The sequence below is a fragment of the Aquabacterium sp. genome (assembly GCF_044226965.1).
Classification (GTDB): domain Bacteria; phylum Pseudomonadota; class Gammaproteobacteria; order Burkholderiales; family Burkholderiaceae_C; genus Pseudaquabacterium.
Genome location: NZ_JBGAGA010000017.1, coordinates 1 through 19,413, shown reverse-complemented (window position 1 = coordinate 19,413; position 19,413 = coordinate 1). Strand labels below are relative to the sequence as shown.

Annotated in this window: 33 protein-coding genes and 1 pseudogene; all 34 read right to left on the bottom strand. The window is 65.1% G+C overall.

Going from position 1 to position 19,413, the window contains the following annotated elements:
• Positions 1 to 34: 34 nt before the first annotated feature.
• Positions 35 to 1,372, bottom strand: a complete 1,338-nt coding sequence (gene tssK, locus ACILR4_RS10150; RefSeq protein ID WP_395700729.1) for a type VI secretion system baseplate subunit TssK — start codon at positions 1,370 to 1,372, stop codon at positions 35 to 37.
• Between the two features lie 19 nt (positions 1,373 to 1,391).
• Positions 1,392 to 1,850, bottom strand: a complete 459-nt coding sequence (gene tssJ / locus ACILR4_RS10145) for a type VI secretion system lipoprotein TssJ (protein ID WP_395700728.1) — start codon at positions 1,848 to 1,850, stop codon at positions 1,392 to 1,394.
• A 192-nt stretch (positions 1,851 to 2,042) separates the two neighbouring features.
• The gene (gene dsbD, locus ACILR4_RS10140; protein WP_395700727.1) at positions 2,043 to 3,851 is read right to left on the bottom strand and encodes a protein-disulfide reductase DsbD; all 1,809 of its coding nucleotides are present in this window, start codon (positions 3,849 to 3,851) and stop codon (positions 2,043 to 2,045) included.
• A 90-nt stretch (positions 3,852 to 3,941) separates the two neighbouring features.
• Positions 3,942 to 4,340, bottom strand: coding sequence for a 50S ribosomal protein L17 (gene rplQ / locus ACILR4_RS10135; RefSeq protein ID WP_395700726.1), 399 nt, complete (start codon positions 4,338 to 4,340; stop codon positions 3,942 to 3,944).
• Between the two features lie 118 nt (positions 4,341 to 4,458).
• The gene (locus ACILR4_RS10130) at positions 4,459 to 5,451 is read right to left on the bottom strand and encodes a DNA-directed RNA polymerase subunit alpha (RefSeq protein WP_395700725.1); all 993 of its coding nucleotides are present in this window, start codon (positions 5,449 to 5,451) and stop codon (positions 4,459 to 4,461) included.
• A gap of 149 nt (positions 5,452 to 5,600) precedes the next feature.
• Positions 5,601 to 6,224 (bottom strand): 30S ribosomal protein S4, encoded by a 624-nt coding sequence (gene rpsD, locus ACILR4_RS10125; protein ID WP_395700724.1) that lies wholly within the window; start codon positions 6,222 to 6,224, stop codon positions 5,601 to 5,603.
• 211 nt (positions 6,225 to 6,435) lie between these two features.
• On the bottom strand, positions 6,436 to 6,840 hold the full coding sequence (rpsK, locus tag ACILR4_RS10120) for a 30S ribosomal protein S11 (RefSeq protein WP_173121489.1): 405 nt from the start codon (positions 6,838 to 6,840) through the stop codon (positions 6,436 to 6,438).
• 28 nt (positions 6,841 to 6,868) lie between these two features.
• Entirely contained in the window at positions 6,869 to 7,234 is a 366-nt protein-coding gene (rpsM, locus tag ACILR4_RS10115; RefSeq protein ID WP_395700723.1) for a 30S ribosomal protein S13, read from the bottom strand.
• 12 nt (positions 7,235 to 7,246) lie between these two features.
• A complete protein-coding gene (rpmJ, locus tag ACILR4_RS10110) occupies positions 7,247 to 7,360 on the bottom strand; it encodes a 50S ribosomal protein L36 (RefSeq protein WP_035036301.1) in 114 nt (37 codons plus the stop codon).
• Positions 7,361 to 7,378: 18 nt separating this feature from the next.
• Positions 7,379 to 7,597 (bottom strand): translation initiation factor IF-1, encoded by a 219-nt coding sequence (gene infA, locus ACILR4_RS10105; protein WP_009855680.1) that lies wholly within the window; start codon positions 7,595 to 7,597, stop codon positions 7,379 to 7,381.
• Between the two features lies 1 nt (position 7,598).
• The gene (gene secY, locus ACILR4_RS10100) at positions 7,599 to 8,909 is read right to left on the bottom strand and encodes a preprotein translocase subunit SecY (protein ID WP_395700722.1); all 1,311 of its coding nucleotides are present in this window, start codon (positions 8,907 to 8,909) and stop codon (positions 7,599 to 7,601) included.
• A gap of 31 nt (positions 8,910 to 8,940) precedes the next feature.
• Positions 8,941 to 9,372, bottom strand: coding sequence for a 50S ribosomal protein L15 (gene rplO, locus ACILR4_RS10095; protein ID WP_395700721.1), 432 nt, complete (start codon positions 9,370 to 9,372; stop codon positions 8,941 to 8,943).
• 31 nt (positions 9,373 to 9,403) lie between these two features.
• Positions 9,404 to 9,586, bottom strand: a complete 183-nt coding sequence (rpmD, locus tag ACILR4_RS10090) for a 50S ribosomal protein L30 (RefSeq protein WP_395700720.1) — start codon at positions 9,584 to 9,586, stop codon at positions 9,404 to 9,406.
• A gap of 22 nt (positions 9,587 to 9,608) precedes the next feature.
• Positions 9,609 to 10,127 carry a 30S ribosomal protein S5 gene (gene rpsE, locus ACILR4_RS10085; RefSeq protein WP_395700719.1) on the bottom strand — a complete coding sequence of 173 codons (519 nt, stop codon included), beginning with the start codon at positions 10,125 to 10,127 and terminating at the stop codon, positions 9,609 to 9,611.
• Positions 10,128 to 10,147: 20 nt separating this feature from the next.
• Complete coding sequence (gene rplR, locus ACILR4_RS10080) at positions 10,148 to 10,507, bottom strand: 50S ribosomal protein L18 (RefSeq protein WP_395700718.1); 360 nt, start codon at positions 10,505 to 10,507, stop codon at positions 10,148 to 10,150.
• A 10-nt stretch (positions 10,508 to 10,517) separates the two neighbouring features.
• On the bottom strand, positions 10,518 to 11,051 hold the full coding sequence (gene rplF / locus ACILR4_RS10075; RefSeq protein WP_395700717.1) for a 50S ribosomal protein L6: 534 nt from the start codon (positions 11,049 to 11,051) through the stop codon (positions 10,518 to 10,520).
• Positions 11,052 to 11,068: 17 nt separating this feature from the next.
• Positions 11,069 to 11,464 carry a 30S ribosomal protein S8 gene (rpsH, locus tag ACILR4_RS10070; RefSeq protein ID WP_395700716.1) on the bottom strand — a complete coding sequence of 132 codons (396 nt, stop codon included), beginning with the start codon at positions 11,462 to 11,464 and terminating at the stop codon, positions 11,069 to 11,071.
• A 24-nt stretch (positions 11,465 to 11,488) separates the two neighbouring features.
• Complete coding sequence (gene rpsN / locus ACILR4_RS10065) at positions 11,489 to 11,794, bottom strand: 30S ribosomal protein S14 (protein ID WP_395700715.1); 306 nt, start codon at positions 11,792 to 11,794, stop codon at positions 11,489 to 11,491.
• A gap of 9 nt (positions 11,795 to 11,803) precedes the next feature.
• Positions 11,804 to 12,343, bottom strand: coding sequence for a 50S ribosomal protein L5 (gene rplE / locus ACILR4_RS10060; RefSeq protein WP_395700714.1), 540 nt, complete (start codon positions 12,341 to 12,343; stop codon positions 11,804 to 11,806).
• Positions 12,344 to 12,352: 9 nt separating this feature from the next.
• Positions 12,353 to 12,670, bottom strand: a complete 318-nt coding sequence (rplX, locus tag ACILR4_RS10055; protein ID WP_395700713.1) for a 50S ribosomal protein L24 — start codon at positions 12,668 to 12,670, stop codon at positions 12,353 to 12,355.
• Positions 12,671 to 12,697: 27 nt separating this feature from the next.
• Positions 12,698 to 13,066, bottom strand: coding sequence for a 50S ribosomal protein L14 (gene rplN / locus ACILR4_RS10050; RefSeq protein ID WP_395700789.1), 369 nt, complete (start codon positions 13,064 to 13,066; stop codon positions 12,698 to 12,700).
• Between the two features lie 200 nt (positions 13,067 to 13,266).
• Positions 13,267 to 13,779, bottom strand: coding sequence for a peroxiredoxin (locus ACILR4_RS10045; RefSeq protein WP_395700712.1), 513 nt, complete (start codon positions 13,777 to 13,779; stop codon positions 13,267 to 13,269).
• A gap of 110 nt (positions 13,780 to 13,889) precedes the next feature.
• Positions 13,890 to 14,171, bottom strand: coding sequence for a 30S ribosomal protein S17 (rpsQ, locus tag ACILR4_RS10040; RefSeq protein WP_395700711.1), 282 nt, complete (start codon positions 14,169 to 14,171; stop codon positions 13,890 to 13,892).
• A complete protein-coding gene (rpmC, locus tag ACILR4_RS10035; protein WP_395700710.1) occupies positions 14,168 to 14,371 on the bottom strand; it encodes a 50S ribosomal protein L29 in 204 nt (67 codons plus the stop codon). Before rpmC ends, rpsQ begins: the two co-directional genes overlap by 4 nt.
• Positions 14,372 to 14,387: 16 nt before the next feature.
• Positions 14,388 to 14,804 (bottom strand): 50S ribosomal protein L16, encoded by a 417-nt coding sequence (rplP, locus tag ACILR4_RS10030; protein ID WP_395700709.1) that lies wholly within the window; start codon positions 14,802 to 14,804, stop codon positions 14,388 to 14,390.
• Between the two features lie 13 nt (positions 14,805 to 14,817).
• On the bottom strand, positions 14,818 to 15,681 hold the full coding sequence (gene rpsC / locus ACILR4_RS10025; protein WP_395700708.1) for a 30S ribosomal protein S3: 864 nt from the start codon (positions 15,679 to 15,681) through the stop codon (positions 14,818 to 14,820).
• A 15-nt stretch (positions 15,682 to 15,696) separates the two neighbouring features.
• The gene (gene rplV / locus ACILR4_RS10020) at positions 15,697 to 16,026 is read right to left on the bottom strand and encodes a 50S ribosomal protein L22 (protein ID WP_395700707.1); all 330 of its coding nucleotides are present in this window, start codon (positions 16,024 to 16,026) and stop codon (positions 15,697 to 15,699) included.
• A gap of 10 nt (positions 16,027 to 16,036) precedes the next feature.
• Positions 16,037 to 16,312 (bottom strand): 30S ribosomal protein S19, encoded by a 276-nt coding sequence (gene rpsS, locus ACILR4_RS10015; RefSeq protein ID WP_395700706.1) that lies wholly within the window; start codon positions 16,310 to 16,312, stop codon positions 16,037 to 16,039.
• Positions 16,313 to 16,321: 9 nt separating this feature from the next.
• Positions 16,322 to 17,146 (bottom strand): 50S ribosomal protein L2, encoded by an 825-nt coding sequence (gene rplB, locus ACILR4_RS10010; RefSeq protein ID WP_395700705.1) that lies wholly within the window; start codon positions 17,144 to 17,146, stop codon positions 16,322 to 16,324.
• Between the two features lie 3 nt (positions 17,147 to 17,149).
• The gene (rplW, locus tag ACILR4_RS10005; protein WP_395700704.1) at positions 17,150 to 17,467 is read right to left on the bottom strand and encodes a 50S ribosomal protein L23; all 318 of its coding nucleotides are present in this window, start codon (positions 17,465 to 17,467) and stop codon (positions 17,150 to 17,152) included.
• Entirely contained in the window at positions 17,464 to 18,084 is a 621-nt protein-coding gene (rplD, locus tag ACILR4_RS10000; protein WP_395700703.1) for a 50S ribosomal protein L4, read from the bottom strand. Before rplD ends, rplW begins: the two co-directional genes overlap by 4 nt.
• 2 nt (positions 18,085 to 18,086) lie before the next feature.
• Complete coding sequence (gene rplC, locus ACILR4_RS09995; RefSeq protein WP_395700702.1) at positions 18,087 to 18,764, bottom strand: 50S ribosomal protein L3; 678 nt, start codon at positions 18,762 to 18,764, stop codon at positions 18,087 to 18,089.
• 183 nt (positions 18,765 to 18,947) lie between these two features.
• On the bottom strand, positions 18,948 to 19,259 hold the full coding sequence (rpsJ, locus tag ACILR4_RS09990) for a 30S ribosomal protein S10 (protein WP_019561663.1): 312 nt from the start codon (positions 19,257 to 19,259) through the stop codon (positions 18,948 to 18,950).
• A gap of 12 nt (positions 19,260 to 19,271) precedes the next feature.
• Positions 19,272 to 19,413 (bottom strand): annotated as a pseudogene (locus ACILR4_RS09985) (elongation factor Tu); the annotation flags it as partial.

Sequence of the window (19,413 nt, the reverse complement as noted above, 5' to 3'; positions counted from 1 at the left end):
CCTGTGTGGCGCGCGGCCGGACCCCGTCAGGCTTTCAGGCCTGGCGGATGGCCCACAGCTCCAGTTCGAGGCCTGGGAAATCCCCGGCCACGTGCAAGGCCAGGTTGCCGGTGCGTTCGAGCTGCTTCCAGAGATCGCCCTGGCGCTCGAGTTCGAAGTAGTGGTAGCCAGCGTGGAACGGCAGCTGGCGTGGGGCCACCGGCAGGCTGTTGAGCGCGACGCCCGGCAGCTGCAGGTTGACCAGGTCGCGCAGGCGCTCCACCGGGCCGAGCTTGGACTGCGCCGGAAAGCGCTGGCGCAGTTGCTCGGCCGGCACCTGGGCATGCACGGCCAGCACGAAGGCGGCGCTGCGCAGCAGCTCGCCGTCCGCGATGACCGCGGTGCGCACGCCATGGCTGCGATCGACCAGCTCGATCTGGATCGCGTGGCGCTGCAGCTCGGTACTCAGCAACTGGCGCAGGTGGTCGATGACCGGGCCGAACACATGCTGCAGGTCATCGTGCTTGTAGACCGGGTACTCGGGTGGATGGCGCCGCGGGTCATAGAAGGTCGACAGCTCGCCACCGAGTTGCACGCAGGCGAGAAAGAAGTCCCAGGGGTGCACGCTGGGCGCGCCGGCGAACTGGCGGAACTGCGGCTCGGCACGGTTGACGCACTGCAAGGTCATGAAATCGGTGACCTCGGAGGTGCCATGGCTCAGCTGGCCATGGCGTGCTGCCAGCATGTGCGCGCGCTGTTGCACCAGGCCGTGCAGCAGCGAGGCGATGGCCGAGAGCTGGCCGCTGGCGTCGATGCGCGTCTGCGGCGCCAGGTAGGCGCGGTCGACCACCAGCTGACCATCGGCTCGGCGCTCGACCACGCGCGCCACGCCGAGCAGCGCATAGCCTTCATTGGCATCGCGCGCACGCAGCAGTCGCAGGGTCACCGCGCCGGTCTGGATCGGTTCGGGATCGTCGGTCGCGTTGGTGTAGTCGCGCAGCTCCGCGTCGACGGCGCGCAGCCGGCACATCTCGTCGCCATGGCCGTCGCCGAAGTCGACCTCGGTGACGCCCGCTCGCGAAACCGGTGCGGCCAGGTAGATGACCTCGCCCTTCAGGTCGTCCGGCACCTCGAAGGCGACCGGCGTGGCGTCGATGTCGGGAAACGAGAAGGGCGTGCCGTCGGGCAGCACGCCACTCGCACGCACCACGCCGAGGTGGCCCAGCGCCAGCTGCGCCTCGTCCAGCACCAGCTCCGAGAAGCCCCAGGCGTACGGATTCGCGGCACGCCCGCGGGTGTCCACCAGGTGTTCGACGAAGCGGGCTTCCTGCTGGAAATGGTGCGGCTGCAGGAACATGCCCTGCGACCAGATGACCCGGTTGCGCCAGCTCATGCGCAGCTCACCTTGGCGGTCATGGGGCAACCTTGATGTCAGCCTGCAGGGCAATGTCGCCGGCGGTCACCGTGAGGTTCTGCGTCTTGCCCGTCTGCACCGGCACCACCACGCGCCAGGTGGCCTTCTCGAGGTTGCGGAAGGCGCCGATCACGCCGATGAACTTGGTGTCGTTGCTGACCGTCTTGCGGTACGGCCGGCTCTCGCCGGGCTGCAACATCATTTCCTCGCGGCCGACCAGGTCGCCACCCAGCGTGGCCTGGTCATTGCGGTAGAGCGCCATGAAGTCGGCGGTGTTGAAGGCCGCCGCGGTCTTCAATTCGTACACCCGCACCTCCAACGGCGCCGGCCGCTGGTTGACGCTGGGGTTCAGCTGGGCCGAGCCCTGGATCGTGCCGTTGACGGTGGTGACCACGGGCTTGGGCGGCGGGCTGCTGCAGGCCGCCAGCGACAGCGCCAGCACAGCGCCGCTCAGCAACGAGATAGCCGCTCGCCGGCTTGTGGCTTTGGCGCGCGGCCCATCGGCCCACCCGCCTGCGATGCGGGCACGCCCCGCGACACCATGGAAGTTCACCGTGCACTCCTGTCAGCCTGGGCAAGAATAATCAGGCCCTGCCCGGGCCAGGCGTGACTTAGGTAATTCGCGGCGTGCAGATGCGGCGCGGCGCGCCTAAAGACCTGCGGTGTCGAGCGTGCCGCGGAAGCGTGCCGGGCCCTGGAAGCCGATGACGCGGGTGCCGGGGATCTCGCGTCCCTGGGCGTCGAAGAACAGGGTGCCGGGTGGGCCGAACAGCCTGAAGCGGCGCAGCAGCGCACGATCGGCTTCGGTGTTGCCCGTGACATCGGCCTTCAGCAGCTGGACGCCGGCCAGACGCTGCGCGACCTGGGCGTTGCGGAAGGTGAAGCGCTCCATTTCCTTGCAGGACACGCACCAGTCGGCATAGAAATCCAGCATCACCGGCCCCGTGCCGGCAGCCAGGATCGCGTCGAGCTCCGCGACGCTGCGCACTGGCTTGAAGGCCAGGGGCTTTGCCGTGGCGGCTTCTGCCTCGCCAAGCTGCGCCAGGGGCTGCAAGGGGTCACGCCCGCCGGTGGCGGCGCCAACGATCTGCACGCCCCCCAACAGCAAGGCGACCACGCCGCACACGCGCCGCAGCAACGAGCGCATGGCATGCCGATGTCCGCTGCCCGCCCGCCAGGGCTGCAACAGCAGCCCCACCAGCAACAGCAGCACACCCCACAAAGCGAGTACCACGCCAGCCGGCAGGATTGGCTGCGCCAGCCAGATCGCCACCCCCAGCATCAGGCTGCCGAACAGGCGCTTGACCGCATACATCCAGGGCCCCGATCGTGGCAGCCAGCGGCCCGATGAACCGCCCAGCACCAGCAGCGGCACGCTCATGCCCGTGGCCATCGCGAACAGCGCGCCGCCGCCGAGCACCAGGTCGCGACTCTGGCTGATGAACAGCAGCGCGCCGGCCAGCGGCGCGGTGACGCAGGGGCTGACGATCAGCGCCGACAGCCCACCCATCATGAACACGCCGGCCAGTTGCCCGGCCGGCATGCGATTGCACTGCGTCGACACATGGGTCGTGAAGCGCGCCGGCAGGCGCAGCTCGTAGACATCGAACATCGACAGCGAGAACACCGCCAGCAACAGCGAGAAGGCGCCGATCGCCCAGGGTGTCTGCAAGGCGGCCGCAAAGCCTTCGCCGGCCAGGCCAGCCATCACGCCGAGCGCCGTGTAGACCAGTGCCATGCCCAGCGAATAACTGGCGGCCAGGGCCAGCCCCCGTGCCCGCGAGGGCTGCTGCTGCGTGCCCACGATCAGCGAGGACATGATCGGCAGCATCGGGAGCACGCAGGGTGTCAGCGACAACAGCATGCCGATGACGAGGAACACACCGACCACCGGCCAGAAGCGCCCACCTTGCAGGGTCTGGTCGACGATCGTGCCGTCGCGCCACGCGGCCAGGCCGCCGGGCGCTGGCGCAGCCACCGCAGGGGCTCCAGCCGCCATGCCGGCGCTTGCGCCGGCCGCCGGATCGATCTGCAAGGTGCTGGTCTGGGGCGGATAGCACAGCCCCGCATCGGCACAACCCTGGGCGGTGGACTTCAGCGTGAAGGGGCCACTGATGGCACCGAGCGGCAGCGTGATGCGCAGGTCGCCCCGCAGTGTCTCGACGTTCTTCTGGAAGTTCTCGTCGAACTTCACCTTGCCGGCGGGAATGCGAGCCTCGCCGGCCGCCGCACCTTCGACCACGAAGGCAAAGCGGTCGCGGTACAGGTAGTAGCCCGGCGCCACCTCGTAACGGATCTCCAGCTCCTGCGCGCTGGCCATGCGGGCCGAGAAGCGGAAGGCCTTCTCAGGCTCCAGGAAGTCGTCGGCCGCCCGCGCAGCACAGAACAGCAGGCAACAGGCCAGCAGCGCCAGCAGCGACCGCAGCCAGCGACTTTGCAACGTGCGTGGGAGCGCCATGGCGCGATTTTGGATCAGTCGGCGCCAGACGGAACAAGGGCCAGCACATGGGCTGGCCCTTGAACGCGGATCGGGGTGCCGACGCGTGACTTAGTCGGCGCTGCCTTCGGCGGCCGCCTGGGCGACGGGCTCCGGACGGTCGACGAGCTCGACGAACGCCATCGGCGCGTTGTCACCCACGCGGAAGCCCATCTTCAGGATGCGCGTGTAGCCGCCCGGGCGCGTCTGGTAGCGCGGGCCCAGTTCGTTGAACAGCTTGGTGACGATGTCGCGGTCGCGCAGGCGGTTGAAGGCCAGGCGGCGGTTGGCCACCGTCGGCTCCTTGGCCAGCGTGATCAGCGGTTCGACGACGCGGCGCAGTTCCTTGGCCTTCGGGACCGTGGTCTTGATGGCTTCGTGCTGCAGCAGCGAGACGCACATGTTGCGCAGCATCGCCTGGCGATGCTCGCTGGTGCGGTTGAGTTTGCGGAGTCCGTGTCCGTGACGCATGGTGCTTTCCTTTCCTTATGTTGACCTCGGCCGTATCAGGTACCGAGGTGTGCACCGGGCCGCCCCTTGGCGGCCCACCACCGTCGACGGTCCGATAGGACCGTCTTTCGTGTCGACATTAACGCTTGTCGAGGCCCTGCGGAGGCCAGTTCTCGAGGCGCGCGCCCAGCGTAAGACCACGCGAGGCGAGCACTTCCTTGATTTCGTTGAGCGACTTGCGGCCCAGGTTCGGCGTCTTCAGCAGCTCGGTTTCCGTGCGCTGGATCAGGTCGCCGATGTAATAGATGTTCTCGGCCTTCAGGCAGTTGGCCGAGCGCACCGTGAGCTCCAGCTCGTCCACCGGACGCAGCAGGATCGGGTCGAAGTTGTCCTTGCGCGGCTGGTCGCGTTCGCCACCGTAGGTCGGCATGTCGGTGCCTTCCAGGCCGGTGAAGACCACCAGCTGGTCGACCAGGATCTTGGCCGACGCACGGATCGCTTCCTCGGGCGAAATAGCGCCGTTGGTCTCGATTTCCATCACCAGCTTGTCGAGGTCGGTGCGCTGCTCGACGCGGGCGTTCTCCACCGCGTAGCTGACGCGCTTGACCGGCGAGAACGACGCGTCCAGCACGATGCGGCCAATCGACTTGGTCGGCTCGTCACCATAGCGGCGCAGGTTGCCGGGCACGTAGCCGCGGCCCTTCTCGACCTTGATCTGCATGTCCAGCTTGCCACCCTGGGCGAGGTGGGCGATGACGTGCTCGGGGTTGATGATCTCCACGTCGTGCGGAACCTGGATGTCCTGCGCGGTGACCGGGCCTTCGCCTTCCTTGCGTACGACCAGCGTCACTTCGTCGCGGTTGTGCAGGCGGAAGACGACGCCCTTGAGGTTCAGCATGATGTGCACGACGTCTTCGGCCACGCCGTCGACGGTCGAATACTCATGCAGCACGCCGGCGATCGTCACCTCCGTCGGCGCGTAACCCACCATCGACGACAGCAGCACGCGACGCAGCGCGTTGCCGAGCGTGTGGCCGTACCCGCGCTCGAACGGCTCGAGCGTCACTTTGGCACGGTGGCCGCCCAGCGGCTCCACGTGGATGGCTTTGGGTTTCAGCAGATTGGTTTGCATCGAGTCCTGTTCCTCTCAATACCCTCGGCTCGTTACACCGATAAGGCTGGCGGACCATGCCGGGCTTGCTGCAGGAGAGATCCGCGCCCGGCAAGCGGATCGTCCTGGACGGAGAGCCGGCCCCTTGGCCCACCCTCCGCGAGTTCGTCTTAGCGCGAGTACAACTCGACGATCAGCGACTCGTTGATGTCCGAGCCGAACTCGTCACGGTCGGGCACCTTCTTGAAGACGCCTTCGAGCTTGGTGGCGTCCACCTGCACCCAGCCGGGCATGCCGATGGACTCGGCCAGCTTGACCGCGTCGGTCACGCGCAGCTGCTTCTTGGCCTTCTCGCGCAGCGCGATCACGTCGCCAGCCTTGACCAGGTAGGACGGAATGTTGACCGTCTTGCCGTTGACCAGGATGGCCTGGTGCGACACCAGCTGGCGCGCCTCGGCGCGGGTCGAGCCGAAGCCCATGCGGTAGACCACGTTGTCCAGCCGCGACTCGAGGATGAACAGCAGGTTGGCGCCGGTATTGCCCTTGCGGCGCTCGGCTTCGGCGAAGTAGCGGCGGAACTGGCGCTCCAGCACGCCGTACATGCGCTTGACCTTCTGCTTTTCGCGCAGTTGCAGGCCGAAGTCGGACGTGCGCGAGCCCGAGGTGCGGCCATGCTGGCCCGGCTTGCTTTCGAACTTGGCCTTGTCGCTGATGGCGCGGCGGGCGCTCTTCAGGTAGAGATCGGTGCCTTCACGGCGGGCCAGTTTGGCCTTGGGTCCAAGATAACGTGCCACGTTAGGTCCTTTGCGGAAATGGTCTGACGCGAGGCAGATGTCGCGCGAGTCTGGCGGGTGTTGTTCGAAGGTCGCTCAGACGGTGGGCTTCAGGCGGAGGCGGAAGGCCGCCCCCAACGAAATCGCCGGCCGACACAGAAGCGTCAGCCGGCTGGCGAAAAACCGCTCATTCTAGCGGTATCGCTACCGCCGGTGAGCAAGCACCGTTATCTCAGATGCGACGGCGCTTCTGCGGACGGCAGCCGTTGTGCGGCACGGGCGTCACGTCGCTGATCGAGTTGATGCGGATGCCCAGCGCAGCCAATGCGCGCACGGACGACTCGCGACCCGGGCCCGGGCCCTTGATCTTGACGTCCAGGTTCTTGATGCCCTGCTCCTGCGCAGCGCGGCCGGCGACTTCGGCAGCCACCTGGGCAGCGAACGGCGTCGACTTGCGCGAACCCTTGAAGCCCTGGCCGCCCGACGAGGCCCAGGCAAGCGAACTGCCCTGGCGGTCGGTGATCGTGATGATGGTGTTGTTGAACGAGGCGTGCACGTGAGCGATACCGTCCGCAACGTTCTTGCGGATCTTCTTGCTCACGCGGCGCGCCGCGGTATTGGCAGGTGCTTTGGCCATGTCGAATCTCGGTTAGCTTGAGGGCTGCTTACTTCTTCAGCGCGGCGGCACCCTTGCGCGGCCCCTTGCGGGTGCGGGCGTTGGTGCGGGTGCGCTGGCCACGCAGCGGCAGACCGCGACGATGGCGCATGCCGCGGTAGCAGCCCAGGTCCATCAGGCGCTTGATGTTCATCGACAGTTCGCGACGGAGGTCACCCTCGATCGTCAGCTTGCCGACCTCTTCGCGAATCTTCTCGAGGTCGCCGTCGCTCAGGTCCTTGATCTTCTTGGAGTAGGCGATGCCCACCGCTTCACAGATCTTCTGGGCGGTGGTGCGGCCGATGCCATAGATGGAAGTCAGGCCGATTTCGGCGTGCTTGTGCGGCGGGATGTTGATGCCAGCGATACGTGCCATGGGGAACCTCTATCAGCCTTGACGTTGCTTGTGGCGCGGGTCGGTGCAGATCACGCGCACCACACCCTTGCGGCGGATGATCTTGCAATTGCGGCACATCTTCTTGACCGATGCAGAGACTTTCATCGTCTTCTCCTTAAGCACTCACTTCGCGCGGAACACGATGCGAGCGCGACTCAAATCGTAGGGCGTCAATTCAACCGTCACCTTGTCGCCCGGCAGGATGCGGATGTAATGCATGCGCATCTTCCCCGAGATATGGCCGAGCACGACATGGCCGTTCTCGAGCTTCACGCGAAAGGTGGCATTGGGCAGGTTCTCGAGAATCTCGCCCTGCATCTGGATGACATCGTCCTTCGCCATCTCAGCTTGCCTTGAAATTGGCTTTCTTCAGCAGCGACTCGTACTGCTGGCTCATCACGTAGCTTTGCACCTGAGCCCAGAAGTCCATCGTGACGACGACGATGATCAGCAGCGAGGTCCCGCCGAAGTAGAACGGTACGTTGTACTTCAGCACCAGGAACTCGGGCAGCAGGCACACGAGCGTGATGTAGACAGCACCAGCTAGCGTCAGGCGAGACAGGATCTTGTCAATGTGCTTGGCGGTCTGCTCGCCCGGGCGGATGCCCGGGATGAACGCGCCGCTCTTCTTCAGGTTGTCAGCCGTCTCGCGGCTGTTGAACACCAGCGCGGTGTAGAAGAAGCAGAAGAACACGATCATCGCCGCGTACAGCAGCACGTAGATCGGCTGGCCCGGCGAAAGGGCCGACGAAATGTCCTTCAACCAGCGCAGCCCCTCGCCGGTGGCGAACCAACCCACCACGGTGGCCGGCAGCAGGATGATCGACGAGGCAAAGATCGGCGGGATCACGCCCGACATGTTCAGCTTCAGCGGCAGGTGCGAGGACTGGCCGCCATAGACCTTGTTCCCGACCTGGCGCTTGGCGTAATTCACCAGGATCTTGCGCTGACCACGCTCGACAAACACCACCGCGAAAGTGACCAGCACGACGATCGCGATGATGAACAGCGCAGCAATGATGCTCATCGCACCGGTGCGCACCAGCTCGAACAAGCCGCCAATGGCATTCGGCAGGCCGGCCGCGATACCACCGAAGATCAGGATCGAGATACCGTTCCCGAGACCCCGTTCGGTGATCTGCTCGCCCAGCCACATCAGGAACATCGTGCCGGCGGTCAGGCTGACCACGGTGGTGAGCCGGAAGCCAAAGCCCGGGCTCAGCACCAGGCCCTGCGAACCTTCCAATGCCAGCGCAATGCCCAACGACTGGAACAGCGCGAGGCCCAAGGTACCGTAGCGCGTGTACTGCGTGATCTTGCGGCGTCCAGCCTCGCCCTCTTTCTTCAGCGACTCCAGCGTCGGGATCACGTAGGTCATCAACTGCATGATGATCGACGCGGAGATGTACGGCATGATGCCCAACGCGAACACGGTGAAGCGCGACAGCGCGCCGCCCGAGAACATGTTGAACAGGCTCAGGATGCCGCCCTGCTGACCTTTGAAGAGTTGCTGCAGCTGGTGCGGGTCGATGCCCGGCACCGGGATGTGGGCGCCGAGACGATAAACCACCAGCGCGAGCAGCAAGAAAACGAGTCGGCGACGCAGGTCGCCGAACTTGCCGCTCTTGGCCAGCTGGTTTGCCGAAGTTGCCAAAGTGTCGCTCGCTTGACGCGTCGATCAGGCCTTAGGCCAGGCTGCCGCCGGCGGCTTCGATAGCCGCCTTGGCTCCGGCGGTCGCGGCAAGACCCTTGAGGGCCACCTTGCGCGACAGTTCGCCCGACTTGATGACCTTGACGTGCTTGATCAGCTCGCCGACCAGGCCAGCAGCCTTCAGCGTGACCAGGTCGACCTCATCCTTGTCGAGGCGCTGCAGGTCAGCCAGCGTGATTTCGCCGTTGAATTGCAGGGCGTGCGACTTGAAGCCGCGCTTGGGCAGACGGCGCTGCAGCGGCATCTGGCCGCCTTCGAAGCCGACCTTGTGGTAGCCGCCGGCGCGCGAATGCTGGCCGTTGTGGCCGCGACCGGACGTCTTGCCCAGGCCCGAGCCCATGCCGCGGCCGACGCGGCGCTTGGCATGCTTGGCGCCCGAGGCGGGCTTCAGCGTATTGAGTTGCATGTTGCTGTCCTTGGCGTATCGGGTGCGCGCTTTACAGCACCAGTACCAGGTACGAGATCTTGTTGATCATGCCGCGCACGGCCGGGGTGTCTTCGAGCACGCTCTCGCTGTTGACGCGACGCAGGCCGAGGCCGCGCACGGTATCGCGGTGCGACTGCTTGCAACCGATCGGGCTCTTGACGAGCTTGACCTTGAGGGTTTTCTTGTCCGACATGGGAATACTCCGTCGCGCGCGATCAGTTGAAGATCTCTTCAACCGTCTTGCCGCGTTTGGCCGCCACTTCGGAGGCGGTGGTCGAGCGCTTCAGCGCGTCCAGCGTGGCGCGCACCATGTTGTACGGGTTGCTCGACCCGAGGCTCTTGGCCACGATGTCGGTCACACCCATCACTTCGAAGACCGCGCGCATCGGGCCGCCGGCGATGATGCCGGTACCCTTCGGGGCCGGCGCCAGCAGCACCTTGGCGGCGCCGTGCTCGCCGCGCACGTTGTGGTGCACGGTGCCATTGCGCAGCTGCACCTTGAACATGTTGCGGCGAGCGCCTTCCATGGCCTTCTGCACCGACACCGGCACTTCCTTGGCCTTGCCCTTGCCCATGCCGATGCGGCCGTCGCCATCACCGACCACGGTCAGCGCAGCGAAGCTGAGCGTACGGCCGCCCTTGACGACCTTGGTCACGCGATTGACCGCGATCATCTTTTCCTTCAGACCGTCGTCGTTGCCTTCGGTCTGAGCGCGGGGTTGAAACTTTGCCATTTGCTTGTCCTATTCCGTGCTCAGAACTGCAGGCCGGCTTCACGCGCCGCCTCGGCCAGCGCCTTGACGCGGCCGTGGTATGCGAAGCCCGCGCGGTCGAACGCAACCTTCTCGACGCCAGCGGCCTTGGCCTTTTCGGCAATGCGCTTGCCAACCGCGGTGGCCGCGGCGGTGTTGCCGCCCTTGCCAGCCAGTTGCTCGCGCACTTCCTTCTCGGCCGTCGACGCCGACGCCAGCACGCGCTGACCATCGTCGGAGATGACGCTCGCGTAGATGTGCGTGTTGGAACGGAAGACCGTCAGGCGGACCACGCCTTGCTGGGCAATGCGCGCGCGGGTCTGGCGGGAGCGACGCAGGCGCTGTTCTTTCTTCGTCAGCATCATCAGCTCCTTACTTCTTCTTCGTTTCCTTCAGCACCACGCGCTCATCGGCGTAGCGGATGCCCTTGCCCTTGTACGGCTCGGGCGGACGGATCGCACGCACCTCGGCGGCCACCTGGCCGACGACCTGACGGTCGGCGCCCTTGATGATGATTTCCGTCTGGGTCGGGCATTCGACCTTGATGCCGGCGGGCATGTCCTTGGCCACCGGGTGCGAGAAGCCGATCTGCAAGTTCAGCTTGGTGCCCTGGGCCTGCGCGCGGAAGCCCACGCCGACCAGGGTCAGCTTCTTCTCGAAGCCCTTGCTGACACCGTTGACCATGTTGTTGACGAGCGCACGCATCGTGCCGCTCATCGCATTGGCTTCGACGCTGTCGTTGGCCGGGGCCATCTTCAGCACGGCGCCATCCTTCTGCACCGACACCAGCGGGTTGATCGCGCGCGCCAGCGTGCCATTGGCACCCTTGACGGTGATCTGGTCGGCCGTGATCTGCACGTCCACGCCTTGCGGGACGTTGATCGGCATCTTTCCTACGCGGGACATGGTTGTCTCTCCTTCGATCAGGCCACGTAGCAAAGGACTTCGCCGCCGACGCCGTTCTGGCGCGCCTTGCGGTCGGTCATCACACCCTTGGGCGTGGTGACGATGGCCACACCCAGGCCGTTCATGACCTGCGGAATCGCGTCGCGGCCCTTGTACACGCGCAGGCCGGGCCGGCTGACGCGCTCGATGCGCTCGATCACCGGACGCCCGGCGTAGTACTTCAACGCGACTTCGAGCTCGGTCTTGGCACCGTCGGTCTTGACGGCGAAACCGTCGATGTAGCCCTCGTCCTTCAGGACCTGGGCGATCGCGACCTTCAGCTTTGACGACGGCATCGTCACGACGGCCTTCTCGACCATCTGTGCGTTACGGATGCGCGTCAGCATGTCGGCGATGGGATCACTCATGCTCATGGGGATATCTCCTGCTCTCGCCGCTTACCAGCTGGCCTTGACCACGCCGGGAATGTCGCCCTTGAAGGCGAGTTCGCGGATCTTGCTGCGACCGAGGCCGAACTGACGGAAGGTGCCGCGGGGACGTCCGGTCAGTTCACAACGGTTGCGCAGGCGGGTCGGGTTGGCGTTGCGCGGCAGCTTCTGCAGTTCCAGACGGGCGAGGTAGCGCTCTTCGTCGGACTTCTTCGCGTCGTTCGCGACAGCCTTCAGTTCGGCGTACTTCTTCGCGTACTTGGCGACCAACTCTTCGCGCTTGGCTTCACGTTGCTTGAGGGACAGTTTGGCCATGGTTCGCCTTCAGTTCTTGAACGGGAAGCGGAAGGCCTGCAGCAGCGCCTTGCACTCGTCGTCGGTCTTCGCGGTGGTCGTGAAGCTGATGTTCAGGCCACGCAGCGCGTCGATCTTGTCGTACTCGATCTCGGGGAAGATGATCTGTTCCTTGACGCCGACGTTGTAGTTGCCGCGGCCGTCGAACGCGCGGCCCGAGATGCCGCGGAAGTCACGCACGCGCGGCAGCGCGATCGTCACGAAGCGGTCGAGGAATTCGTACATGCGCACGCCACGCAGCGTGACCATGCAGCCGATGGGCAGGTTCTCGCGGATCTTGAAGCCGGCGATCGCCTTGCGCGACTTGGTCACCACGGGCTTCTGGCCGGCGATCTTGGTCAGATCTCCCACCGCGTGCTCCATCACCTTCTTGTCGGCGACCGCCTCGCTCACACCCATGTTGAGCGTGATCTTGGTCAGGCGCGGCACTTCCATCACGGACTTGTAGCCGAACTTCTTGACGAGGTCCGGAACGACCTTTTCGCGATAAAACTCTTGCAGACGAGCCATGTCGACCTCTTACGCCTTGATCTCTTCGCCGCTGGACTTGTAGACGCGAACCTTCTTGCCATCGGCCAGAAGCTTCACGCCGACGCGGTCGGCCTTGCCGGTCGCGGCATTGAAGATCGCGACGTTGGATTGGTTGATCGGCATCGTCTTGTCGACCACGCCGCCGGTCGTACCCTTCATCGGGTTCGGCTTGACGTGCTTCTTCACCACGTTGATGCCCTCGACGATGACGTGATCGTCATCGACGCGCAGCGACACGGTGCCGCGCTTGCCCTTGTCGCGGCCGGTCAACACGATGACCTGGTCGCCCTTGCGAATCTTGTTCATGGCCAGTCCTTTGAGTCGGTGCGGCGCTTAGAGCACTTCCGGCGCCAGCGACACGATCTTCATGAAGCGCTCGGTACGCAGTTCACGCGTCACCGGCCCGAAGATGCGGGTGCCGATCGGCTCGAGCTTGGCATTGAGCAGCACGGCGGCATTGCCGTCGAACTTCACCAGCGAACCATCCTGGCGACGCACGCCCTTGGCAGTGCGGACGACCACAGCGCTGTAGATCTCGCCCTTCTTCACGCGACCGCGCGGCGCGGCCTCCTTGATCGACACCTTGATGACATCGCCAATGGCGGCATAGCGGCGCTTGGAACCACCCAGCACCTTGATGCACATGACGGACTTCGCGCCCGTGTTGTCAGCGACGTCGAGTCGCGATTGCATTTGGATCATGTTTGTCCCCAACTTGACCGCCGAATCGCATGCGGCTTGCGTCGCATGCGAATCACCAGTCAGTCTTGGGCCCGTCAGCACCCCTCGAGAAGGAGCACCGCTTTGGGCGGATCCGACAAACAGCCCGCGACGAATGCGCAAGCCGCTTGGCGGCGAAGCTGCGGATTATGCGTGCTAACCCGCAGCGCGGTCAAGCACGTTCAGGCATTTTCCTTGGCCTGGCGCAGCATGGTGTCAGCGTCGCTGACCTCGAACTTGCCGGGCGCCTCGACATTCAGCGTCTTGACGATGCCGTTGTCGACCAGCATCGAATAACGATTCGAGCGCAGACCCATGCCTTTGGCCGTGAGATCCAGAGTCAGGCCGGTGGCCTTGGCGAAATCGGCGCTGCCGTCAGCCATCATGCGCACCTTGCCGGCGGTCTTCTGATCGCGGCCCCAGGCCCCCATGACGAACGCGTCATTGACGGATACACACCAGATCTCATCGACGCCGGCAGCCTTCAGCTCATCGGCCTTCGCGACGAAACCCGGCACATGCTTGGCCGAGCAGGTCGGCGTATAGGCCCCGGGCAACGCGAAGATCGCGATCTTCTTGCCAGCCGTGGCCTTCTCGACGTCAAAGCTGTTCGGCCCGATCGAGCAGCCATTGCCTTCGACTTCGATGAACTCGTACAGGGTGCCCGCGGGCAGCTTGTCGCCAACCTTGATCATGGATGCGCTCCTCGTGAAATGAAAATCGGCCGGCCGCGAGTATTCCAGCGAACCGGCCGAATGGCCCTGCGTGCAATGGGAAGCCCCGTCGCCGCCCCGGGCTTGGGTGCTCAGACCATCGCCGCCTTCTGCAGCAGCTTGGTCACGACCCAGGACTTGGTCTTGCTGATCGGACGGCCTTCGGCAATCTCGACCAGGTCACCCAGGTGGTACTCACCCTTCTCATCGTGTGCGTGGTACTTGCGCGAGCGGCCGACGATCTTGCCGTACAGCTCATGCGTCACCCGACGCTCGACCAGCACGGTCACGGTCTTCGAACGCTTGTCGCTGACGACGCGGCCGACCAGGGTGCGGGTGTTCTTGGCGGGCGTTTGGGTTTGGGCTTCGCTCACTTCGCGGCTCCCTTCTTCTTCTCGGCCAGGATGGTCTTGGCGCGAGCGATGTCACGACGGGTCTGGCCCAGCGTCGCGGTGTTGCTCAGCTGTTGCGTGCCCTTTTGCATGCGCAGACCGAAGTGGGCCTTCAGCAGGTCGGTGACCTCCTTCTCGAGGCCCGCGACGTCCTTGGCGCGCAGATCAGATGCTTTGCTCATGGTGCTTTCTCCGACCTCAGGCGCCGACCTGGCGCGCGACGAACGTGCAGCGCAGCGGCAGCTTCGCAGCGGCCAGCGTGAACGCCTCGCGCGCCAGTTGCTCAGGCACGCCGTTCAGTTCGTACAGCACCTTGCCCGGCTGGATCTCGGCGACGTAATACTCGGGGTTGCCCTTGCCGTTACCCATCCGCACTTCTGCAGGCTTCTGCGAGATCGGCTTGTCCGGGAAGATGCGGATGAAGATGCGGCCGCCGCGCTTGATGTGACGCGAGATCGCCCGACGAGCGGCTTCGATCTGGCGCGCGGTGATGCGGCCGCGCTCGGTGGCCTTGAGGCCGAATTCGCCGAACGACACATTGGCACCACGGGTGGCGATGCCGGTGTTGCGGCCCTTCTGTTCCTTGCGGAACTTGCGGCGTGCTGGTTGCAGCATGATTCAGTTCTCCTTAGGCAGCGCCGGTGCCAGGCGCAGGCGCCTTGCGCACGCGCTTGACGCCTGCCGGGGCAGCGGCATCAGCGGGCTTGCTGTCGCCGGCGGTGGCATCGCCGCGCGGACCACGGTCGGCACCAGGGCGAGGACCACGACGGTCCGGCGCGCCCGGGCCACCCGGACGCGGACCGCGGCGCGGACGGCGCTCTTCTTCCTGGCCCTCGGGCTTGGTGGCCCCCGGCGCGTCGCCGCGACCGAGATTGTCGCCACGGTAGACCCAGACCTTGACGCCGATGACGCCGTAGGTGGTCTTGGCTTCCGAGAAGCCGTAGTCGATGTCGGCACGCAGCGTGTGCAGCGGCACACGGCCTTCGCGATACCACTCGGTGCGCGCGATTTCGATGCCGTTCAGGCGGCCGGCGCTCATGATCTTGATGCCCTGGGCACCCAGGCGCATCGCGTTCTGCATCGCTCGCTTCATCGCGCGGCGGAACATGATGCGCTTTTCGAGCTGCTGGGTGATCGAGTCGGCGATCAGTTGGGCATCGATTTCGGGCTTGCGCACTTCCTCGATGTTCACTGCCACCGGCACGCCCAGACGGCGCGTCAGTTCAGCCTTCAGGTTCTCGATGTCCTCGCCCTTCTTGCCGATCACGACGCCCGGACGAGCCGAGAAGATGGTGATGCGGGCGTTCTTGGCGGGACGCTCGATCAGGATGCGCGAGACGGCGGCATTCTTCAGGCGCTTCTTCAGGTAGTCACGCACCTGCAGGTCTTCGGCCAGCATGCCGGCGAAGTTGCGGTTCGAGGCGTACCAGCGCGAAGCCCAGGCACGGGTGACGGCCAGACGGAAGCCGGTCGGATGGATTTTCTGTCCCATGGTCTTCCTTCAGCCTCAATTGCCGACCGTCACAAAGATGTGACAGGTGGGCTTGCTGATGCGATTGCCGCGGCCCTTGGCCCGCGCCGAGAAGCGCTTCAGCGTCGCGCCTTGCTCGACGTAGATCGAGGTGACCTTCAGTTCGTCGATGTCGGCGCCGTCGTTGTGCTCGGCATTCGCGATCGCGGACTCCAGCGCCTTCTTGACGATACCGGCGGCCTTCTTCTGCGTGAACGTCAGGATGTTCAGGGCCTGGTCCACCTTCTTGCCGCGAACCAGGTTGGCCACCAGCCGACCCTTGTCGGCCGACAGGCGCACACCACGGACGATTGCTTTGGTTTCCATCGTCGGCCCCTTACTTCTTCGCCTTCTTGTCCGCCGGGTGACCCTTGAACGTGCGGGTCATGGCGAACTCACCGAGCTTGTGGCCGACCATCTGGTCGGTCACGTACACGGGGACGTGTTGCTTGCCGTTGTGCACGGCGATCGTCAGGCCGATGAAATCGGGCAGGATCGTCGAGCGACGCGACCAGGTCTTGATCGGCTTCTTGTCCTTGATGGCAACGGCCTTGTCGACCTTGGCCATCAGGTGGTGGTCCACGAACGGACCTTTCTTGAGTGAGCGTGCCATGGTGGACCCTTACTTCTTGCGACGCGACACGATCATGTTCTGCGTGCGCTTGTTGTTGCGGGTGCGGTAGCCCTTGGTCAGCGTGTTCCACGGCGACACCGGGGCGCGCGCCTCGCCGGTGCGGCCTTCGCCACCACCGTGCGGGTGATCCACCGGGTTCATCGCGACGCCGCGCACCGTCGGACGGATGCCCATCCAACGCTTGACACCGGCCTTGCCGAACTGACGCAGGTTGTGCTCTTCGTTCGAGACCTCGCCAATGGTGGCGCGGCAGTCGATGTGGATCTTGCGGACCTCACCCGAGCGCAGGCGGACCTGGGCGTAGATGCCTTCGCGCGCCATCAGCGTGACGCCGGCACCGGCCGAGCGCGCGATCTGCGCACCCTTGCCAGGCAGCATCTCGACGCAATGGATCGTCGAGCCCACCGGGATGTTGCGGATCGGCAGCGTGTTGCCGGCCTTGATCGGCGCCTCGGCGCCGCTCAGCAGCGTGGCACCGACTTCCAGACCGCGCGGGGCGATGATGTAGCGGCGCTCGCCATCGGCATAGCAGACCAGCGCGATGTGGGCAGTGCGGTTGGGGTCGTACTCGATGCGTTCGACCTTGGCCGGAATGCCGTCCTTGTTGCGCACGAAATCGACGACACGGTAGTGGTGCTTGTGACCACCGCCCTTGTGGCGCATCGTGATGTGGCCGTTGTTGTTGCGGCCGGAGTTCTGCTTCTGCGGCTCGAGCAGCGAAGCCTCGGGCGCACCCTTGTGAAGGTGCTTGTGCACGACCTTGACGACGGCGCGGCGGCCCGGCGAGGTCGGCTTGACTTTGACGACGGCCATGATTTACGCGGCCTCCCCGGAGAAGTTGAGCTCCTGGCCCGGCTTCAACGACACATACGCCTTCTTCGCGTGGTCGCGACGGCCGATGCGGCCGCCGAAGCGCTTGACCTTGCCCTTCTGGTTGGCAACCTGCACGTCCTTCACTTCGACCTTGAACAGCAGCTCGACGGCGGCCTTGATCTCGGGCTTGGTGGCATCGCGCAGCACCTTGAACAGCACCTGGTTGTGCTTTTCGGCGACGCTCGTGGCCTTCTCGGACACGATGGGCGCGATCAGCACCTGGGCCAGACGCCCTTCAGCGAACTTTTGCGGGGCGCTCATGCGAACATCTCCTTGAGCTGCTCGATCGCGCCCTTGGTCACCAGCACCTTCTTGTAGAAGACCAGCGACAGCGGATCGGCGTAGCGCGGCTCGACCACCAGCACATTGGCGAGGTTGCGCGAGGCCAGCGCCAGGTTCTCGTCGACCGTGTCGGCGATCACCAGGACGGAATCGAGGCCCATGGCCTTGAACTTGGCGGCCAGCAGCTTGGTCTTCGGCGCTTCGACGGCGATCGAATCAACGACCGCGAGGCGGCCATCACGCACCAGCTGCGAGAAGATCGACGCCATGCCGGCGCGGTACATCTTCTTGTTGACCTTGTGCGAGAAGTTCTCGTCCGGCAGGTTCGGGAAGGCGCGACCGCCTCCACGCCAGATCGGCGACGAGGTCATGCCGGCGCGGGCACGGCCGGTGCCCTTCTGGCGCCACGGCTTCTTCGTCGAGTGCTTCACCGACTCGCGGTTCTTCTGCGCACGCGTACCTTGGCGGGCATTGGCCTGATAGGCCACCACCACCTGGTGGATCAGCGCTTCGTTGTAGTCGCGGCCGAACACGGTGTCCGGCGCATCGACCTTGGCCGAAGCCTGGCCCTGTTCGTTCAGGAGCTCGAGTTGCATCTTCAGGCTCCCTTCTTGGCCTTGACCTTGACAGCCGGCCGCACGGTCACGAAGCCGCTGGCGGCGCCGGGAACGGCACCACGAACCAGCAACAGCTGGCGCGCCTCGTCGATGCGGACGATGTCGAGGTTCTGCGTCGTGACGGTCTCGTCACCCAGGTGGCCCGACATGCGCTTGCCCGGGAACACACGACCCGGGTCCTGCGCCATAGAGATCGAGCCGGGCACGTTGTGCGAACGGCTGTTGCCGTGTGAGGCGCGCTGCGAACTGAAGTTGTGGCGCTTGATCGTGCCGGTGAAGCCCTTGCCGATCGAGGTGCCCTGCACGTCGACCTTCTGGCCCACCGCGAACAGCGTGACCGGCACGGCAGCACCGGCGGCGTACTGGCCGACCACGTCGGCCGGCACGCGGAATTCCTGGAGGATCTCACCGGCTTCCACGCCCGCCTTCGCGAGGTGGCCGGCTTCCGGCTTGGTCACGCGCGAGGCCTTGCGCGAACCGAACGCCACTTGCAGGGCGTTGTAGCCGTCGGTCTGCTCGGTCTTGACCTGGGTGACGCGGTTGTTCGACACGTCGAGCACCGTCACGGGGATGGCGTCGCCATCGTCGGTGAAGATGCGCATCATGCCGACCTTGCGGCCCAGCAAACCGAGGCGATAGCTGTTGGCAGCTGTCGTCATGGCTTTTCTCCAGCCTGTGGCCCACCGCGTTTCGGCAGGCTTCGAGGCCTTTGTTTCAAACACCCGACATCGATTGGCCGGGGAGGATGTGCGCTTGTTGAAGGCGCTTGCGCGAACCTCGAGGGTTCGCGCAAAAGCTGGCGAGTATAGCCGCCTTGCGGGAGAACCCGCAAGGCACCATCTTTACTGCAGCTTGATCTCGACGTCCACGCCCGCCGGCAGGTCCAGCTTCATCAGCGCGTCAACGGTCTTGTCGGTGGGGTCGACGATGTCCATCAGGCGCTGGTGCGTGCGGATCTCGAACTGGTCGCGGCTGGTCTTGTTGACGTGCGGAGAACGCAGGATGTCGAAGCGCTGCATGCGGGTCGGCAGGGGCACCGGGCCCTTGACGATCGCGCCCGTGCGCTTGGCGGTGTCGACGATCTCGAGGGCCGACTGGTCGATCAACTTGTAGTCAAAGGCCTTCAGGCGAATGCGGATCTTTTGCTTTTGCATGATCTGCCTGCCTTACTCGATGATCTTGGCGACGACGCCCGAGCCGACGGTGCGGCCGCCTTCGCGGATCGCGAAGCGCAGGCCCTCTTCCATCGCGATCGGCGCGATCAGCTTGACCGTGATGCTGACGTTGTCCCCAGGCATCACCATTTCC

Excerpts from the sequence above, each read along its gene's own strand:
- tssK (WP_395700729.1), bottom strand. The coding sequence starts at position 1,372 with ATGAGCTGGCGCAACCGGGTCATCTGGTCGCAGGGCATGTTCCTGCAG.
- dsbD (WP_395700727.1), bottom strand. The coding sequence starts at position 3,851 with ATGGCGCTCCCACGCACGTTGCAAAGTCGCTGGCTGCGGTCGCTGCTG.
- rplQ (WP_395700726.1), bottom strand. The coding sequence starts at position 4,340 with ATGCGTCACGGACACGGACTCCGCAAACTCAACCGCACCAGCGAGCAT.
- ACILR4_RS10130 (WP_395700725.1), bottom strand. The coding sequence starts at position 5,451 with ATGCAAACCAATCTGCTGAAACCCAAAGCCATCCACGTGGAGCCGCTG.
- rpsK (WP_173121489.1), bottom strand. The coding sequence starts at position 6,840 with ATGGCCAAAGCACCTGCCAATACCGCGGCGCGCCGCGTGAGCAAGAAG.
- rpsM (WP_395700723.1), bottom strand. The coding sequence starts at position 7,234 with ATGGCACGTATCGCTGGCATCAACATCCCGCCGCACAAGCACGCCGAA.
- rpmJ (WP_035036301.1), bottom strand. The coding sequence starts at position 7,360 with ATGAAAGTCTCTGCATCGGTCAAGAAGATGTGCCGCAATTGCAAGATC.
- infA (WP_009855680.1), bottom strand. The coding sequence starts at position 7,597 with ATGGCGAAGGACGATGTCATCCAGATGCAGGGCGAGATTCTCGAGAAC.
- rplO (WP_395700721.1), bottom strand. The coding sequence starts at position 9,372 with ATGCAACTCAATACGCTGAAGCCCGCCTCGGGCGCCAAGCATGCCAAG.
- rpmD (WP_395700720.1), bottom strand. The coding sequence starts at position 9,586 with ATGTCGGACAAGAAAACCCTCAAGGTCAAGCTCGTCAAGAGCCCGATC.
- rpsE (WP_395700719.1), bottom strand. The coding sequence starts at position 10,127 with ATGGCAAAGTTTCAACCCCGCGCTCAGACCGAAGGCAACGACGACGGT.
- rplR (WP_395700718.1), bottom strand. The coding sequence starts at position 10,507 with ATGCTGACGAAGAAAGAACAGCGCCTGCGTCGCTCCCGCCAGACCCGC.
- rplF (WP_395700717.1), bottom strand. The coding sequence starts at position 11,051 with ATGTCCCGCGTAGGAAAGATGCCGATCAACGTCCCGCAAGGCGTGGAC.
- rpsH (WP_395700716.1), bottom strand. The coding sequence starts at position 11,464 with ATGAGCATGAGTGATCCCATCGCCGACATGCTGACGCGCATCCGTAAC.
- rpsN (WP_395700715.1), bottom strand. The coding sequence starts at position 11,794 with ATGGCCAAACTGTCCCTCAAGCAACGTGAAGCCAAGCGCGAAGAGTTG.
- rplE (WP_395700714.1), bottom strand. The coding sequence starts at position 12,343 with ATGGCTCGTCTGCAAGAGTTTTATCGCGAAAAGGTCGTTCCGGACCTC.
- rplX (WP_395700713.1), bottom strand. The coding sequence starts at position 12,670 with ATGAACAAGATTCGCAAGGGCGACCAGGTCATCGTGTTGACCGGCCGC.
- rplN (WP_395700789.1), bottom strand. The coding sequence starts at position 13,066 with ATGATCCAAATGCAATCGCGACTCGACGTCGCTGACAACACGGGCGCG.
- ACILR4_RS10045 (WP_395700712.1), bottom strand. The coding sequence starts at position 13,779 with ATGATCAAGGTTGGCGACAAGCTGCCCGCGGGCACCCTGTACGAGTTC.
- rpmC (WP_395700710.1), bottom strand. The coding sequence starts at position 14,371 with ATGAGCAAAGCATCTGATCTGCGCGCCAAGGACGTCGCGGGCCTCGAG.
- rplP (WP_395700709.1), bottom strand. The coding sequence starts at position 14,804 with ATGCTGCAACCAGCACGCCGCAAGTTCCGCAAGGAACAGAAGGGCCGC.
- rpsC (WP_395700708.1), bottom strand. The coding sequence starts at position 15,681 with ATGGGACAGAAAATCCATCCGACCGGCTTCCGTCTGGCCGTCACCCGT.
- rplV (WP_395700707.1), bottom strand. The coding sequence starts at position 16,026 with ATGGAAACCAAAGCAATCGTCCGTGGTGTGCGCCTGTCGGCCGACAAG.
- rpsS (WP_395700706.1), bottom strand. The coding sequence starts at position 16,312 with ATGGCACGCTCACTCAAGAAAGGTCCGTTCGTGGACCACCACCTGATG.
- rplB (WP_395700705.1), bottom strand. The coding sequence starts at position 17,146 with ATGGCCGTCGTCAAAGTCAAGCCGACCTCGCCGGGCCGCCGCGCCGTC.
- rplW (WP_395700704.1), bottom strand. The coding sequence starts at position 17,467 with ATGAGCGCCCCGCAAAAGTTCGCTGAAGGGCGTCTGGCCCAGGTGCTG.
- rplD (WP_395700703.1), bottom strand. The coding sequence starts at position 18,084 with ATGCAACTCGAGCTCCTGAACGAACAGGGCCAGGCTTCGGCCAAGGTC.
- rplC (WP_395700702.1), bottom strand. The coding sequence starts at position 18,764 with ATGACGACAGCTGCCAACAGCTATCGCCTCGGTTTGCTGGGCCGCAAG.
- rpsJ (WP_019561663.1), bottom strand. The coding sequence starts at position 19,259 with ATGCAAAAGCAAAAGATCCGCATTCGCCTGAAGGCCTTTGACTACAAG.